17 protein-coding genes are annotated in these 14,503 nt (G+C 65.1%); 12 read left to right on the top strand and 5 right to left on the bottom strand.

Annotated features, from left to right (window positions below; translation table 11 throughout):
• The first annotated feature begins 17 nt into the window (after window positions 1-17).
• Window positions 18-524 carry a fimbrillin family protein gene (locus GOOTI_RS03655; protein WP_083835838.1) on the top strand — a complete coding sequence of 169 codons (507 nt, stop codon included), beginning with the start codon at window positions 18-20 and terminating at the stop codon, window positions 522-524.
• A 135-nt stretch (window positions 525-659) separates the two neighbouring features.
• On the opposite strand, the gene GOOTI_RS03650 is transcribed toward GOOTI_RS03655, so the two are convergent.
• A complete protein-coding gene (locus GOOTI_RS03650) occupies window positions 660-1,094 on the bottom strand; it encodes a very short patch repair endonuclease (protein ID WP_007237211.1) in 435 nt (144 codons plus the stop codon).
• A 79-nt stretch (window positions 1,095-1,173) separates the two neighbouring features.
• On the opposite strand from GOOTI_RS03650, the gene GOOTI_RS03645 reads away from it, so the two are divergent.
• On the top strand, window positions 1,174-2,370 hold the full coding sequence (locus tag GOOTI_RS03645) for a DNA cytosine methyltransferase (protein WP_007237210.1): 1,197 nt from the start codon (window positions 1,174-1,176) through the stop codon (window positions 2,368-2,370).
• Window positions 2,367-2,972 (top strand): Eco29kI family restriction endonuclease, encoded by a 606-nt coding sequence (locus GOOTI_RS03640; protein WP_007237209.1) that lies wholly within the window; start codon window positions 2,367-2,369, stop codon window positions 2,970-2,972. Before GOOTI_RS03645 ends, GOOTI_RS03640 begins: the two co-directional genes overlap by 4 nt.
• Here GOOTI_RS03640 and GOOTI_RS03635 read toward each other — a convergent pair.
• From GOOTI_RS03635 to GOOTI_RS03620, 4 genes are all read right to left on the bottom strand, one after another.
• A complete protein-coding gene (locus tag GOOTI_RS03635) occupies window positions 2,969-3,556 on the bottom strand; it encodes an Eco29kI family restriction endonuclease (protein ID WP_007237208.1) in 588 nt (195 codons plus the stop codon). The genes GOOTI_RS03640 and GOOTI_RS03635 overlap by 4 nt on opposite strands.
• Before the next feature lie 916 nt (window positions 3,557-4,472).
• On the bottom strand, window positions 4,473-4,922 hold the full coding sequence (locus GOOTI_RS03630) for a hypothetical protein (protein ID WP_007237206.1): 450 nt from the start codon (window positions 4,920-4,922) through the stop codon (window positions 4,473-4,475).
• Window positions 4,906-5,697 carry a hypothetical protein gene (locus GOOTI_RS25580; protein ID WP_138985150.1) on the bottom strand — a complete coding sequence of 264 codons (792 nt, stop codon included), beginning with the start codon at window positions 5,695-5,697 and terminating at the stop codon, window positions 4,906-4,908. The genes GOOTI_RS03630 and GOOTI_RS25580 overlap by 17 nt, the downstream gene beginning before the upstream one ends.
• 32 nt (window positions 5,698-5,729) lie before the next feature.
• On the bottom strand, window positions 5,730-6,500 hold the full coding sequence (locus tag GOOTI_RS03620; protein ID WP_007237204.1) for a hypothetical protein: 771 nt from the start codon (window positions 6,498-6,500) through the stop codon (window positions 5,730-5,732).
• A 286-nt stretch (window positions 6,501-6,786) separates the two neighbouring features.
• On the opposite strand from GOOTI_RS03620, the gene GOOTI_RS26610 reads away from it, so the two are divergent.
• From GOOTI_RS26610 to GOOTI_RS03575, 9 genes are all read left to right on the top strand, one after another.
• Window positions 6,787-7,131, top strand: a complete 345-nt coding sequence (locus GOOTI_RS26610) for a recombinase family protein (RefSeq protein ID WP_007237203.1) — start codon at window positions 6,787-6,789, stop codon at window positions 7,129-7,131.
• Window positions 7,132-7,421: 290 nt separating this feature from the next.
• Window positions 7,422-7,574 (top strand): hypothetical protein, encoded by a 153-nt coding sequence (locus tag GOOTI_RS25980; protein WP_007237202.1) that lies wholly within the window; start codon window positions 7,422-7,424, stop codon window positions 7,572-7,574.
• Window positions 7,575-8,182: 608 nt separating this feature from the next.
• The gene (gene mobC / locus GOOTI_RS25975) at window positions 8,183-8,665 is read left to right on the top strand and encodes a plasmid mobilization relaxosome protein MobC (protein WP_007237201.1); all 483 of its coding nucleotides are present in this window, start codon (window positions 8,183-8,185) and stop codon (window positions 8,663-8,665) included.
• A 27-nt stretch (window positions 8,666-8,692) separates the two neighbouring features.
• Window positions 8,693-9,790: a relaxase/mobilization nuclease domain-containing protein gene (locus GOOTI_RS03605; RefSeq protein WP_039993300.1), complete on the top strand. Its 1,098-nt coding sequence runs from the start codon at window positions 8,693-8,695 to the stop codon at window positions 9,788-9,790.
• Window positions 9,791-9,974: 184 nt separating this feature from the next.
• A complete protein-coding gene (locus GOOTI_RS03600; protein WP_007237199.1) occupies window positions 9,975-10,418 on the top strand; it encodes a hypothetical protein in 444 nt (147 codons plus the stop codon).
• Window positions 10,419-10,864: 446 nt separating this feature from the next.
• Window positions 10,865-11,647 (top strand): hypothetical protein, encoded by a 783-nt coding sequence (locus GOOTI_RS03595; RefSeq protein WP_039993299.1) that lies wholly within the window; start codon window positions 10,865-10,867, stop codon window positions 11,645-11,647.
• Entirely contained in the window at window positions 11,634-12,977 is a 1,344-nt protein-coding gene (locus tag GOOTI_RS24620; RefSeq protein WP_007237197.1) for a type IV secretory system conjugative DNA transfer family protein, read from the top strand. Before GOOTI_RS03595 ends, GOOTI_RS24620 begins: the two co-directional genes overlap by 14 nt.
• Window positions 12,974-13,186 carry a helix-turn-helix domain-containing protein gene (locus GOOTI_RS03580; RefSeq protein WP_039993294.1) on the top strand — a complete coding sequence of 71 codons (213 nt, stop codon included), beginning with the start codon at window positions 12,974-12,976 and terminating at the stop codon, window positions 13,184-13,186. The genes GOOTI_RS24620 and GOOTI_RS03580 overlap by 4 nt, the downstream gene beginning before the upstream one ends.
• Window positions 13,183-14,503: hypothetical protein (locus GOOTI_RS03575; RefSeq protein ID WP_007237195.1), on the top strand; the 1,321-nt coding region annotated here is incomplete at its 3' end. The genes GOOTI_RS03580 and GOOTI_RS03575, both read left to right, overlap by 4 nt.

Genomic DNA, 14,503 nt, shown 5'->3' with positions numbered 1-14,503 from the left:
GCCGTGCCCACCTCGACCTGTATCGAGACGTTCGCCGGATCGGGTTCAGCCGCCGCGACATCCTCAAGTACGCCACGCTTGCGGCGGGGGCGATGGTGGTCGCGGCGTGCTCGGGGGGCGATCCGGCCTCAGAGCCGGTAAAGAAGTTCGCGCAGGGCACGTGGACGGTCACCGTCTCCCGATCGCCGAGTACCAACCCCAACGTGACCAGCGAACCCACCGGCCCGCAAACCTTCCAGATGACCATCGCCGACGGCACCTACACCGCCACCGACAACAACTGGGTTCCCACCAGCGGCACCTGGACGTGGAATGACGGCGGCACCGTCCAGATCGCCGCCAAGAAGCCCAGCGTCGCCACCGGCGTCCCCGACACTATTGGCGAGTCCAAGCAACTGGCGTGGCAGTACGGGAGTGACCGGTTCGCGGTGCAGGCGTCGTGTGACAGCGGCAGTAAGACGCTTACGCTCATCGGTGCCGACGGCGACGGCAACCCGCTGCCGATCACCGCCGTGAAGCAGTAGACGTACACACACGCACCCTTCGGGGTGTGGCCCACGGTCATGTATCTGCATGAAGTGTGGGGCGTCTGTCGGTGAGCTCAGCGAACCCCGGCCCGGTTGTGGCCAATGCTTTTCACGAGGCGCAATTACTACTCGTCACGGTTTTCCCGGTTCACTGTTCGACCTCACAATCTGCGCGATCGTGTCGGCTACCCGCTCTGAGGGCTCGTGCTCCCAGAACCGCAGCACCGTCCACCCGTCGCTCTCCAGCGTCGCTGTGAACGCAGAATCACGGAGCCGGTTGCTCGCGATCTTCTCAGCCCAGAAAGCCGCGTTGGTTCGGGCTGACCGGTAGTGCGCAGGGCACCCGTGCCAGAAACAGCCATCAATGAACACGGCGACTCTCGCACGTGTGAACACGATATCCGCGCGACGTCGCCGCGCGGTGGCAAGAGGTGGCCAATCGACCCGGTAGCGTAGTCCAAGCGCGTGTAGCCGCTTCCGCACGGCAACCTCAGGCCTCGTATCACGGCGACGGTTGGCTCTCATCGACGTCCGAACCGCGGGACTGGATGCCCAACTCTCGTTCATGCTCCCAGTGTGCGCGGGAATCGATGACATGCCGCGACCGGAATCCAGGCTTCCGTCGTCGAATCGCTAGTCTCTACCCATGCGTAGTGTCGAGCTGTTCGCAGGCGGGGGTGGTCTAACGCTCGGGACTCACCTCGCCGGATTCACCACCGAGGTTGTGGCGGAATGGGATCGGTGGTCCTGCGATACTCTGCGCGAGAATAGGGATCGGGGCTACCCCCTCGTCCAAGATATCGATGTCCGCGAGGGCGACGTTCGCCACGTCGACTGGTCGAAGATCCCCGCGGGCGTCGACCTCGTCAGCGGCGGTCCGCCGTGCCAGCCCTTCTCCGGGGGCGGCAAGGGCCGCGCGGCAGACGACAAGCGAGACATGTTCCCTGCAACCGCCGAGGTCATACGCGAGCTCAAGCCCCGCGCATTCATTGTCGAGAACGTGCGCGGGCTAACCCGCTCGGCGTTCACGGACTACTACAGCTACATCCAACTCCGACTGGGTCACCCCGAGCTAGTGGCGAACGACGGGGAGTCCTGGGGCGCGCATTTCGCCAGACTGCAGGCCGAGCACACCTCGGTGCGCTCCGACCTCCAGTACAAGGTGATCCCGACCCTGGTCAACGCGGCGAACTACGGCGTGCCGCAGCAGAGGTGGCGGGTGTTCTTCGTCGGGTTCCGCTCTGACGTCAACGCCGAGTGGAGCTTTCCCGAAGAGACGCACTCCGCAGCCGCGCTGCGAGCCGCCCAAGACGACGGCTCCTACTGGGAGCGGCACAAGGTCGCAAAGAGGTACCGCACACCCACGGTGCGCACGGCCGCCCTGGTCGACGGTCCACTGAAGCCCTGGCGCACCGTCCGCGACGCGCTGCGCGGGCTGCCCGAACCCAGCCGCAACGGGAGTACCAAATACCTCAACCACGTCCTGCAGCCGGGCGCCAGGCCGTACCCCGGCCACACCGGCTCGTACATCGACGCGCCCGCCAAGGCGCTGAAAGCCGGAGTGCACGGCGTGCCCGGCGGGGAGAACATGCTGCGTGGCGTCGACGGGTCGGTGCGCTACTTCACCGTCCGCGAGGCCGCGCGTCTGCAGACGTTCCCCGACCGCTACCGTCTGCACGGCCCCTGGACGGAGGCCATGCGCCAGCTGGGCAACGCGGTACCGGTCATGCTGGCCGAGACCGTGGCCCTCTCGGTCCGCGAGCACCTCGACGTCGCCGACTTCAACGCCGCGAAGAAGGCCGCAGGGGAGCGCCGGGCCTCCCGCCGGTCGGCGACCGCGTGAGCACCCCCTACAACCCCCTCGACATGGAGAACCTCGCGCAATCGGTCGTCAACCAGATCGAGGAGATGGTGCCGGTCCCGCTCGACGACGTCAAGGCCTTCTACGGCGCTGGCGTCTACGCGCTGTACTACGTCGGCGATTTCCCGGCCTATGCGGAACTGGCCGCGGCCAACGCCGAGTCCCTCGTCCAGCCGATCTATGTCGGTAAAGCGGTGCCCAAGGGTGGCCGACGCGGGTTGGAGGCGGTCTCGCATACCGACACCAAGGCGCTGTCGTCACGAATTCGCGAGCACGCCAAGAGCGTTCGCGCGGCCGAGAACCTCGACATAGCCGACTTCCGCGCCCGCTGGCTGGTCGTCGAGGACATCTGGATAGCCCTCGGCGAGTCCGCGATGATCAGGCGCTACCGGCCGGTCTGGAACGCCGTACTCGACGGCTTCGGCAACCACGACCCGGGTAGCGGCCGGATCGCGGGCAAACGATCCATGTGGGACACCCTGCACCCCGGTCGGACGTTCGCCACCAAGTATCCGGAGCGCGACGACACCGCCGCCCAGATCACCCAGGACGTCACACAGTACATTTTGGACCGGCTTGGTTAGAAGTTCATCGGAGGCTCGGTGAGAGTCGTGAGGAAGTGCTTGACGACCTCGTCCCTGCTCGTGAAGATCCTCCTTCGGATTTCTTCCCGACCGAAGTGCCTGTCCACCTGGCTGAGGAGATCGTCAACGCTCTTCTCGTTCGGCTCCTTCGACTTGCGCTCCCGACCGGGGTGCAGGGTGTCCCACTCCGAGATCGCGCCACCCTCGCGTCCACCGCCCTGATCGTTGCCCCCGAATCCGTGGATGGGCTCGAATCCGTTGCCCTTGTTCCATAGCGGCCGGAAGTATCGAATCAACTCAAGCTCCGTGGCCGATTCCCAGCCCGTGCCAACGACGATGTATCGGCACTCGAAGTCGGCGACGTCGAGGTTGCTCACGTCCCTGATCGAGCTTCTGTGTTTCGTGGTCAATCGCTCGTACAGTGCGTACTCCTGCTCCACGACGGTCATCGCGCCGTCAGGCGGTGCCGACTTTCCCACGTAGATCGGCGTCTCGGTCCCCGCGCTCTCAGCGATCGGGTCGTACGACGGAAAGGGAAGGCGCTTGCCGAGGTAGTAGAGCGCATAGACCCCGGAACCGTACATTGGCCGCACCGCGTCGAGGGGCACTCTTTCTTGCGATACGAGCGCGAGCGCCGCGACCCGGCCGAGGACCCGGCTGTCTGAGGGGTCGAAGATCGCCGGCTTGTTGAACTGTGATGCTCGGGCTGGCGAACTGTTGGGTGGCAGTGGTGAAGCGCGAGCGAAGGTCGCGGATAAGTTCAGCGGTATGCCTGCGGTCCTCATCGTCACCCACCCGACGGAGCTTGTCTCGCTCTTGCTCCAGAATGTCTGCGGCGTGCCTCCCGTCAGCGATACGTTGCCGGTGCCCGTTATAGAAGGCGATGGTGGCGGCACCGACAGCAAGGACGCCAGCTGTGACCGTGCCGTACGGAGTAGCGGCGGTGGTCCAAAAGCCACGCCAATCCTCGTTGGTAGCCAGTAAGAAGTACAAGATCGGAGGTATCAGGTACACGACACAGATAGCTAGTATCAGCGTTCCGACGATCAACACGGGGGAGGGTCTCGGTCCAACGGCTCTGGTGCTGTCCGACTCTGGCGCCATCTTGTTAGTTGCCCTCCTCTGCTCACGTGCCCTCCTCTGCTCACGCCGAGCAGGCCAGTTCCTCCAGCATCGTGTTACCCGGAGACACGATGATCTCGCTCATCCAGACCCCGCACGGCGGTGTTGCTTCATGAGTTCTGATTGAACTCGGTCAACTACACGAATTGCCTCAGACCGAACTCGACGGCGCCATCGCAGACTGCGGAACTGGTCTCCATCTGCGTACGAGATTCGGTATGCCATATTGCCGAATTCATGCCACCCAGACTCGCATCAATCGATTTACTTGGACGCTATTCGCTGGTGAACGTTCGAAGCGATCGAGCAGCTCGCTCAAGCACCCCACGGCACTGGTGCAACCACTGTCTGCGGACTAGAGGGGTTGTCAGTATCCGATTACGCTTCCCAGGCAGTGAACCGTCGTGAGGAGACTTCGGCGAGGCGAAATTGCTTGTCGCCGTCTACCACCGCAATGAGCAGGTCAAGAGGCTCCATCAGCCGGTCACCCTCGAAGTCTGTGACGTGAGGCGGGTCAATCACGTCCACGACAATCGCAGGCACGGCATCCAGTGGGATTCTCTTGTTCTTCATCATTGGCTTCCACTGGATCAGATCGCCGGTGGTGAACTTCTCGACACTGTTGAAGTGGTCGAGACCTAACGCGAGTAGCTTCGGGTAGTCGGGACTCGTTGCAACCTTCGAATACTTGTTCTCTTCGTCTGCAGTACGGCTTCGCAAATAGCTATCGAAGCCCGCCATATCGATGAGACCCCCGAAGACCTGGTCTTTACGCTCGACCTGCGCACCCGGTTCGTCCGGATGCGACTCGTCAGACTCGTTCGTCATCGGCAGACACCCCAGACGCTAGTATGTGTTGCCACGGCGTGGTCGACTCGTCCGGCCACTCCAAATCGAGAGTGGCTTGAGCCTCGAGTACGTGTTGTCTGACCTCGCCCAGCCAGAAGTGGAGCCGTTTTCCTTCGAAAAATACGTTTGGCCGATACTGGGTCGCGGTGCCCCTGATGCGGTCCTTACGAAGGAGCATGACCAGTCTGTCAAATTCTCGGTCGAACTCTTCCGCCGATCCGAACGCACCGCTGTGAACTGCACTTTCCCGCTCGAACTCGTATGACTCGGTGTCGTACAGTTCGTGGTAGTACAGCGCTGTGTTCATGAAACGGCGACGTGCTGCTGTGTTTTCAATCGCAAGGTAGAAGCGCAGAGTGCGTTCCGCTTGGCCGACGTTCCGTTCCATCGGGTCCATGAGGCAGCGACGCAGGTAATTTGACAGATCTTGTGCATACCCATCACGCAAGACGCGGAGGGATGCTGCGCTGCCTGGTTTTAAACGGTGACCTTGACGAGTTATAGCCCACGTCGCCGCGAACCCTCGCAGCACATGATCAGTATCGGAAAGTGCGACCAGACGCTTGCCCGCGAACCAGACGATGTCTCCCGGTGTCCATCGCCTCGTCAGCTCGTCCGTAGCACGATGAACATATTCGAGCTCGGCTTCGCTGATCGGGATTCTGGGACCACCGGACGCCGGATAACGGAAGTGCTCACCAGCGCTTACGGCGACAGCGTCCATCGCCACCAGGTTGTCCTCGTTACCCGCCACATCCCCGATGTATCCACACAATTGTATCCGGCTCAAGGCGCCAACTCCCCTCTCAAAAAGTCAAGCATGCCGAGCGCAGCATCATCCACTTCATCACTGTATGCGTAGACCTGCCGCATGTGCATCGTTCTTTCGCTCATTGTCGCCAAATTCGTAGCTCTGACCCAGTCCATGTACGGCTGTCGGCTGCCGGAGGAGAAGAAGACGCGACGCACCGGCAGTGGCGATTCTGGGTAATCAGTCGTGGGCAACCTACCCTCCCACGTCCACACTCGATCGTCGCCAGCACACTGATCTAGCCTTATACCCGACACTGCGTGGTGCCTTGGTTTCCTGCCGTCAGGGTAGTCTGTCGGCGACTTGAACGCAGTGTTCAGCCAAGTCGTCATCGGGTCAATGTAGCCCTCGTTCACGTAGGTGTGGTTGGACACGTAGGCTTTGCAGGTAGCCGCTTTCAGTTCGGGTTCGACGGCAATCTTGCCGCCCTTCGCGAGCGCCCCCGTGTCGAACGGAGTGGATAGCGCACGCACCGGCCACGCATTTCTGTCAGGATGACTTGCGATTGCGTTCGAACCGAAACTGGGCACGCACCTACCTATGAAGAAGTAGGTCATACGTTGCGGGAATCCAAGAATCGCTTCGGCATGGAGTGTGTTCTCGCCGCTCGGTATGCCCTCCCACCGACCTGTGAGCCTGCGGAAAAGAAGTTCTTGCCAGCTGAGAGCATGCGCCTCGCCCTCCCGTGGCGGACGCATACCCTGTATCCACGAGAGGCTCGATGCACTCGCAGCAGTCTTCGGCATGCTCGGACTTTACCTATCGCGATCCTGTTGGCGCACTGAGGCAAGCGAAATTCGTTCGTGCGAACCACGAGGTTGATCGACTCATGTGGAGGATTCGCCTGGGGAGTCGCGCTCTGTCGCTCTTGCTATCAAAGCTGTCCTGGACGTGATCAGTCCACTCGGGCGCACATATGAAATCATCCGTCACCACAACTGAGTGCTTTGTTGCGACCCCAGGTGCCGTTCAACCAACAGGTCAATATCCGATAGTCTAGATGCAGAATATTGAACACGATTGTGGACGCGGATGGCCGTCGCGGCACTCGTTGGATTGGTGCGGGTAAGCGCCGACAAGCGGGAGAAGGGCCGCCAGCACGACGCGATGTGCGTGAAGTGTTCGAGGAGGTCTCGCGCAGACTCGGACGATGACCGGCCGGGCATCAGGGGTGCGTTCGCGTACTTGAGGCCACCACCTGCTCACTGTGCAGAAGTAGACCGCCTCGACCGCAACCGTTTGGAGGGTCTCGTCGTGCTCGACCATCTATTCAAGCGTGGCGTCAGTGTAAAGGTTCTCGAGGGTGTCGTGGCCGGTGAGCACACTGAGCGACCTCTGGTGGTGGACATGGCGCTCGCGCTGGCCGAGGATTGCTGACACGACATCGGCCGCAAAGCGAGGAACAGTTTGGAGGCGGCGCCACAGCAAGGTCGGTGGCGCCCTAGCGTCGTCGGTGAGGACAAGCGCGCCGCAACCCTCGCCCGCCGCGCGGCTGAGGCGAGTCGATCCGCGAGATCGCCAGCGGGGCGAGTGTATCCATCAGCACTGTCTGGAAAATATTCGCGTAGCACGGCGCAGCAAGACCTCGTCTCCATGTGCTGTCGACCGTAGGCGGCGCATCGCCCGCACCGTCCGCAATGGCTTCTCGCGTCATCTAGGCTCGGCGCATGCTCTTCGTGCGAGGTGACCGCGTCCGGGTCGTGGGTGGCAATCGCTACGGGTACGTCGCCGACCGACTGGAACCGGGCATGGTCGTCATCGACTTACCTGACGGTGATCGGATCGTGCACGCCGAGGCCGAAATAGAGCACTTGGACTGACTCGGCTGCGCACGCACACCTGTTGACGCGCGGGTCGCACCTTTGGGTGCGGCCCGCGTCTGTACGGTGCGTGCACCGCCGCGCGTGGTGATGTGCGCGTGAAGTCCTGCGCGGTTTTCGCCATGGTCTTTTCTCGTGGCGCAACCCGGTCGGCGAGGTGGGCGGGTCAGGGGTGGGTGAGCTGCGTGGCGAGGTGAGCGGCGCGTGGGGCGTCGGCCGCTGCGCGGCCTCGCGACACGGACGCTGCGCGCCCGTGTGGCACCCGGCGGGTGCCACGATTCGCGGACGGGACGGCACCTGCTCGCCTAGCGGCTCGCGGTGCTGCGTCCCGGCCGCTCACCGACGATGGCTCCGACCTACCCCTGGAGGGGTCCAGGACTTCGTCCGTGGGTAGGTCGCCGCCATCGTCTCCCCCGTTGTCCACCAACAGTTTTCGAGGCTCGGATGCGCTAGAATGGAGACAACGGGGGAGCGAGCAATGCCCTACAGGCGCCTCTACGGGACTCGTCGCTTTCGCTCCTCCCCGTAGAGCCACCTTTCGTGCGCTCGCCCTGCGGTCGCATTCGGTCGCTGCGCTCCCTCTGCTCCCTGCGGGAAAGGATCTCTCCGTGAACGCTTTTCGCGTCCCCGTCGCCGAGGACGCCCCCGCGCCGGTGTTGCGTGTGCGGCGTATTCCGTTGCGGGTCAATGATGCTGAGTACGACGTGTTGCGTGCTGCCGCGACGCGTGCTGGGCGTGGTCAGTTGGCGGCGTGGGCGCGCCGTCAATTGCTCGATGTCGCGACCGGAAAGTTGCCGACGGCGGTCGCGAATCCGGTTGGACGCGAGGCGGAAAACGGTGTGCAGAGCCACCAGGTGAGTGCAGTTGGTGCGTCGAACGAGGTCGCGGAACTAGCGCGCGCGGTAAGGGAACTGGTGCGAGTGGGGACGAATCTGAACCAGTGCACGCGTTCATTGAATTCCCCCGGCGGCGACGAAAACGGTTCGTGGGTGCGATGGTTGGAGACACACGTCGGCGAGATTGAGGCGCACGTTGAGGCTGTGCGTGCGTGCGCGGAGGCTGTGCGTGATGCACACACCGAACGTGCGTGACGCGCTTAGCGTGGACGGCGGGTGTGCATGATCGCGAAAGTTCATCGACGCGGACGCGACCCGAAAGGCCTCGCCCGCTACCTTCACGGGCGCGGCCGTCGCAACGAACACGTCTACAAGCGGGGCGGAAAATCGTACGCGGGTGGTGTCGTTATCGGCGGCACAGTGGGCGTTGAGCGCACCGAATCCGGGGAGTGGGGGCGCGATTTCGCGGCGATCATTGCGCAGCGGGAGCGCGTCGAGAAGGGCGTGTACCACTTGAGTTTGAGTGCCGCCCCGGGCGATCGGACGCTCAGTGATGGGGAGTGGCGGGTGATTGGTGAGCGGGTTATGGAGGGTCTCGGCGTCGCCGAGAATCCCTGGCTGATTGTTCGGCACGCCGCCGATCACGTCCATATCGCCCTGTCGCGTGTCAGTTTCGACGGCACCAGCGTCGCCAAAATGTCCCACGATTACACGACGATCGAGGCGGTGATGCGTGAGGTTGAGCGCGATCACGACCTCACTCAGGTGCTCTCGCCCGACCGCGAACGAGGGCGCGCGACAAGGCATGAACGCATCACTACCGGGGAGGCCGCGCGCGCGCTTCGTACCGGTGAGATCCCGCCGCGCACGGTGATTGCGGAGCGTGTGCGTGCCGCTCGGGACGCGTCAGCGGGTCGTGGTCGCGCCGGATTCGAGGCGGAACTCGACGCCGTCGGTGTCGAGTTCCGCGCCAACGAAGCCAAGAGCGGTCGCATGAACGGCTACTCGTTTACGGCCGGAACGGACGCCGAGGGCGCACCAATTTGGATGGCCGCCAGCAAGGTCGGTCGGGATTTGGGATGGAAAAGCCTCTCGGCAGCGCTCGACAGCGGCGTCGCTAGAGACGTCAGCGAGGCGCGGGCAACAGCAGAAACGCGGATCGCTGACGTCGCCGCCGCGTGGCAAGCCGACCGCGCACGCATCTCCGGGGAAAGGAATCACAGCATGGATCAGGACGCCAGCAGCAGCGTCGAGGCTGTCGCCAGCGGCCCCGACTGGTTGTCGGAGCTGCGCGCCACACAGGCCCGGGCGAGACGCGAGATCACCGGCCGCGACGACCTCGACGATGGCCTCGATCTTGATGACGGCCTCGACCTATGAACGGGTGGGCTTGCCCTGAGCGATTCCGGATTGTTCTCGGGGTTCCTCCGGCCCTCAAGGGCGCTGCGCGTCGCTTCGCGATGGCCTGCGGCCACCCTTGACCGCACTCCTCCACCCCGAGATTTTGGCCGGTATCAGGGAAAGCCGACGCACTCGCGCAGCGAGACAACCGAAGGAGAGCACGATGGATCAGCAGGATCAGCAGATGCGCTTCACACCGCAGGCGTGGGCGCGCCGAGAGCGAGCACTGCGATGCGCCAGAATCGCAGCCGACGAGATTGACCGCCGATGCGCGGAAGTCGCCGACGCGTGGCGGGCGGCTGAGGCGGCGTCGTTCGCTGCGTGCTCAGCATTTATGACCTACTACAACGCGTTGATGCCTCCTAGCCGCGACGAGATTGCCCGTGACGCCGCCCGCGAGCGTTGGGATGCGGCGCAACAGCAAGCCGACGCCACATTTGCCTGCGCAAAGCGGCTTGAGTCAGCGCTGGGATCGGAGCTGCGCTGCGAGCTGCTGGCGACCAAGGATGTCGTATCCGGGCGACCGGACACGTCGCGCGCCAAGACACCCGGGGGGCGGCGGCGGGCCATGGTCCTGCTCTGGCGACGACCTGACCCCGAGGAATAGCCAAGAGTTTCCCGGCCGCGTCCACGCAGCGCGGCCGGGTTCGGTCCCCCCGCGCCCCGTGCGGAAAATTCGCATATTGCGGTCCACACACTGACGCACGGTTCGCGGGGGGAACACCCCCGCACGGTGCGCGGGGGACACCCCACAGCATCACGACCCGGTGCCGCGCACGTGAGGATGAATACGGCCGCAAACAAACTTCACAGGATTCTCTTAGAATCCCCGGAAGCTCCGGAATGAACGTGAAAACCTAACGCGCACACCCTATTTGGTGGTAGTCGAAATCCTCTCTACCGCAACACCTATGCGGACCAATTCAAGAGAAACTGATCCCGTTGGCCACTTGACACCTACACCCACAAAGGTGGTAATCCGTTGTGGGGCAACAGGATAAGTGTGGACGTACTGCTTGAAATGAGCACATTCGTGGTGGTACGAATCAGCGCATGCGAAATCAGAAGAGTTTGCGGCGGTACGAGCGCGAACGGGCGGCGGCGCTGCGCGCCGGTCCGGCTGCAGGTGACGGCCGCCTGGCGCGGTGGGCGGCGTGGGCGGCGTTCCGATTGGACCGGCCGCCGCGCACGCCCGGCACCACCCGCCACCACCCGCCGCACCCGTTGCGGCGACGTCGGGATGCCGACCGTGGCCCCGACCGGGACCTGCGCCCGGGACAGATCAAATTCGCGGTCGCGTCGGTGGCGGTGCTGGTCGCGGCATGGTTTTGGGCGGTCGGCGGTGCGCTGGTGGCCGTCGCGGCCGTCATGGCCTGGTGGGTGCTCGTCCCGCGCGTCGGGCCGATTCGGACTCGGCGGCTGACGCTTGCCGGGTGGGCGGCGCTCACGATCGCCGGAGTCGCCTGGGCGGGGATGGTGCGCGCCGGGGTCGCGGCCACCACGCCCGTCCGGGTCGGCCCACTCGGCGGCGTACCCGCCCTGACCAGTGCGTTCGTGCCGGTGGCGGTCCTCGCGTGGGCCGGGATCGGCCTGTGGGTGGCGGCGTGGCTGTGCCGCCACGCGCTCGGGTGGACACCCGACATGATCGCCGACGCCACCACCAGCGGCGGTCGCGCTGTCGCAGTGGCCGCCGACCCCACACCTCCGGCCGCTTCCCCTCAGCCCGGCGGCGACCCGTTCGCGTTCCTCGACTACGACGACCCGCCACCCGCAGATGCCGAAAAGTCTAGTACCACAACCGAAACCGACGATGGGACTCACGATGACCGTTACTGATTCTCCGTACGTGGGGATCGACCCCGCGACGGGACGCCCCGCCGACCCGGGGCCCCACGCCCTTCTCGTTGCCCCCACTGGCGCGGGAAAGTCGTTCGGCGTCCTCGGTCCGGCGATCGCGATGCGGCCCGCGCACTGGCCAGCAATCGTGGTGTCGTCCAAGGACGATTTAGTCCATTTGACCTGCGCAGATGCTCTCACGCGGGGTCCAGTTCGGGTGCTCGATCTCTCCGGCTTCGCCGTCCTCCCCGACGGCGGCGCGGACTGGGTCCGCTACGACCCCACGACCGCGCTGCGCGGCGTCGACGACGCCGCCGACCTCGCCACTGACCTCCTACGCGCGGGCGGTGTCGCTGCCGGGGCCGCGACCGGTCCCAGCGGCGACTCCGCCGAGTGGATTTCGCGGGCCATCGCGCCACTCGCGGCGATCCTGTGGGCTGCGTCGGACGCGAGCGCGAAAGCCCGCCGCGACGCGAAATCCGCTGGTGGCATTGCCGCCGCCGTGCTCACGGTCGGCGATGTCGCCCGCTGGAAACTGGCGATCGACCGGCTACGCGCTGACCCCACTGCGGGCACCGAATCCGCCGAAGCGGCGCTAACCGCCACCGCCGCACTCGACGCGAAATTGCTCGGCTCGGTCATCGCCACCATGGTGCCCGCTGTGCTCCCGTGGACGCGGCTCGCCGTGCGCCCCGACGAGGCCATCCACACACTCGGCCCACGGGACCTGCTGACCGGCACGACCTACGTGATCAGCCCTGGTGGGCCGGCGACTGGCGCGGCGGTCGCCCTGCTCACCCAGTCGGTGTTGATGTGGCGGCGCGCGACCAGTGCCGCCCGTGCCAAGGGTGTTGCGGAACCGCCGCCGTTGTTGCTGGTGGTCGACGAAGTCGCGAACACGGCACCGCTGCCCGATCTGGGGCGGTGGGTTACTGAGGCTCGGGGCCTGGGCATTCGTGTACTCGCGGCCGTCCAAACGACCGCACAGTTGCGCGAGCGGTGGGGCACCGCTGGTGGCGAAGTCCTCGAGCGCGCCTTTCCGTCGATCCTCGCGCTCGAAGGCTGCGCGGACCAAGATGTCCTCGAAACCGCTGCCCGTAACGCCGGAATGGTCGACCGCGAATCGGTGACCACTGACGCCGACGGCCGGGTGATCTCGCGCACGAAATCGCACGGCCCGGCGCTCGACGCGTCCGACCTTGTGGTGCCGCAGACGACCGGGCCAGGCCCGCGCCGTGGCCGACTCATTCGCGGCCAATTCGACGCCGGACTGCTCGACCTACCCGGATACGACGTCATCATGAAATGGAAAGCGGGGCAAAGCAAATGAGCGAGCCGAGGAAATTCCTCACCAAGGCTGAGGTGGCGGAAATCTACGGGGTGCACCCGGCCACCGTCCACGCGTGGATCACCCAAGGTCGACTGCGTGTGCATCGCGTCGGCCCCCGCATGATCCGCCTCGACCGCCAACACGTGTACGACGTGCTCGGCAGGCCGTCGGACGAGCCGAAGCCGGGCAAGCGGGGTAGACGCGCATGAGGGCGATCACCACGGCACTGTCCGTCGCCGTTGCTGCCGCGATCACCGTCCCCGGGTCGGCGCTGGCCGACCTCACCCCGGGCAATCCCACCCCCGGGAACCCGGGCACGGGCGGCAATCCCACCCCCGGCAATCCCACCCCGGGAGCCCCTGTCCCTGCGCCGGAACCTGTTCCGGCTCCGGCTCCGGCTCCGCAGTACACGCCGCAACCGAACTACGACGGACCCACGTCGATCCCCGCGCCGCCTCCAGTTCAGTCGGTGCCCTACACTCCGCCGACATACTCGTCCCCGTACACGCCGGTGCTGCCATTCGTGCAGGCCCCACCACCGCGCGCTTACGTTGCGCCGCAGCCGGTGGTGAAGCCGCCACCCAACACTGTCCGGATCGGCAACCTCGCCATTCCGCGCAACCAGGTTCCCCTTGCCGACGGCGACGTGCGCTCGGTCAACCGGTGGTCGGCCTACACCGAAGCGCAGATCGCGACCGGGTTGGTCGCAGCGGGTGTTCCCCGTGATGAGGCCACCCGCCGTGCCGCCGCCACTGTCGTCGGCGTCGGCCTCGGCGGAGCGATCGGTGCCGGAGTCGTCGGTATCCCCGCCACGATTCTCGCTGAGGTCTTCTTCCTCCCGATCGGAACCGTCGTGGGAGCCACCGTCGGAGGGCTGGCAGCGGTCCCGATCGCGACTGCGTTGGCCCCATTTCTTGGGCCAATGGGCCTGGTCAGCCCTGTCGTGTCGGTCCCGATCGGAATCGCCGCAGGCGCAGGGCTCGGCGCAGCGGGTGGTACGGCGGCGGGCGTCGGGGTCGGCCTCGCAGCGGCCGCAGCTGGTGTTGCCATCGGCGGCACCATCGGCGGAGTCGCCGCCTACCTGCTCGGGGCCGGTGACCCGGGCGCGACGCCGGGCACCGTGCGCAACCCTGGTGATCCCGAGGACGAGTCGGTGTATGAACTGCCGCAGCCGAATCCGAAGGCCGACCAGTACCACCTGGTGTTCGGAAACCCGGATGCGAAGCTGCCCGGTGGCCCCGGCGTCCGCTACGTCGTGAAGTCCAATGGAGACGTGGAGGGCGCGGTCAACGTCAATGGCACCAAGGTGCCGTTCGGATGGACTGCACAGGATGCTGACGCACAGTACAAGGCTCTGGGATTCTTCTCCGAGACGGCCCGCGAGTCGGCGCAATCGTGGGCGTTCACCACCGGGCAGGATGCGATCAAGAAGTTCGGGGACGCTCTGCACATCAGCTATCCACAGAGCGTCAAGCCCGGGCAGGATGCGCCGACTGATGGCTCGTTGGGGAAGGCAGGAATCGACC

Origin of the sequence: Gordonia otitidis NBRC 100426 (assembly GCF_000248075.1) — a bacterium.
GTDB classification, from domain to species: Bacteria; Actinomycetota; Actinomycetes; order Mycobacteriales; family Mycobacteriaceae; genus Gordonia; species Gordonia otitidis.
This window is presented reverse-complemented; position numbering and strand designations above follow the sequence as displayed.

What these genes read in the sequence shown, in the direction of transcription:
- GOOTI_RS25980 (WP_007237202.1), top strand. Translation starts at nt 7,422, where the DNA reads ATGCTCTTCGTGCGAGGTGACCGCGTCCGGGTCGTGGGTGGCAATCGC.
- GOOTI_RS24620 (WP_007237197.1), top strand. Translation starts at nt 11,634, where the DNA reads ATGACCGTTACTGATTCTCCGTACGTGGGGATCGACCCCGCGACGGGA.
- GOOTI_RS03600 (WP_007237199.1), top strand. Translation starts at nt 9,975, where the DNA reads ATGGATCAGCAGGATCAGCAGATGCGCTTCACACCGCAGGCGTGGGCG.
- GOOTI_RS03605 (WP_039993300.1), top strand. Translation starts at nt 8,693, where the DNA reads ATGATCGCGAAAGTTCATCGACGCGGACGCGACCCGAAAGGCCTCGCC.
- GOOTI_RS03595 (WP_039993299.1), top strand. Translation starts at nt 10,865, where the DNA reads ATGCGAAATCAGAAGAGTTTGCGGCGGTACGAGCGCGAACGGGCGGCG.
- GOOTI_RS03630 (WP_007237206.1), bottom strand. Translation starts at nt 4,922, where the DNA reads ATGACGAACGAGTCTGACGAGTCGCATCCGGACGAACCGGGTGCGCAG.
- GOOTI_RS26610 (WP_007237203.1), top strand. Translation starts at nt 6,787, where the DNA reads ATGGCCGTCGCGGCACTCGTTGGATTGGTGCGGGTAAGCGCCGACAAG.
- GOOTI_RS03650 (WP_007237211.1), bottom strand. Translation starts at nt 1,094, where the DNA reads ATGAACGAGAGTTGGGCATCCAGTCCCGCGGTTCGGACGTCGATGAGA.
- GOOTI_RS03620 (WP_007237204.1), bottom strand. Translation starts at nt 6,500, where the DNA reads ATGCCGAAGACTGCTGCGAGTGCATCGAGCCTCTCGTGGATACAGGGT.
- GOOTI_RS03580 (WP_039993294.1), top strand. Translation starts at nt 12,974, where the DNA reads ATGAGCGAGCCGAGGAAATTCCTCACCAAGGCTGAGGTGGCGGAAATC.
- GOOTI_RS03635 (WP_007237208.1), bottom strand. Translation starts at nt 3,556, where the DNA reads ATGTACGGTTCCGGGGTCTATGCGCTCTACTACCTCGGCAAGCGCCTT.
- GOOTI_RS03645 (WP_007237210.1), top strand. Translation starts at nt 1,174, where the DNA reads ATGCGTAGTGTCGAGCTGTTCGCAGGCGGGGGTGGTCTAACGCTCGGG.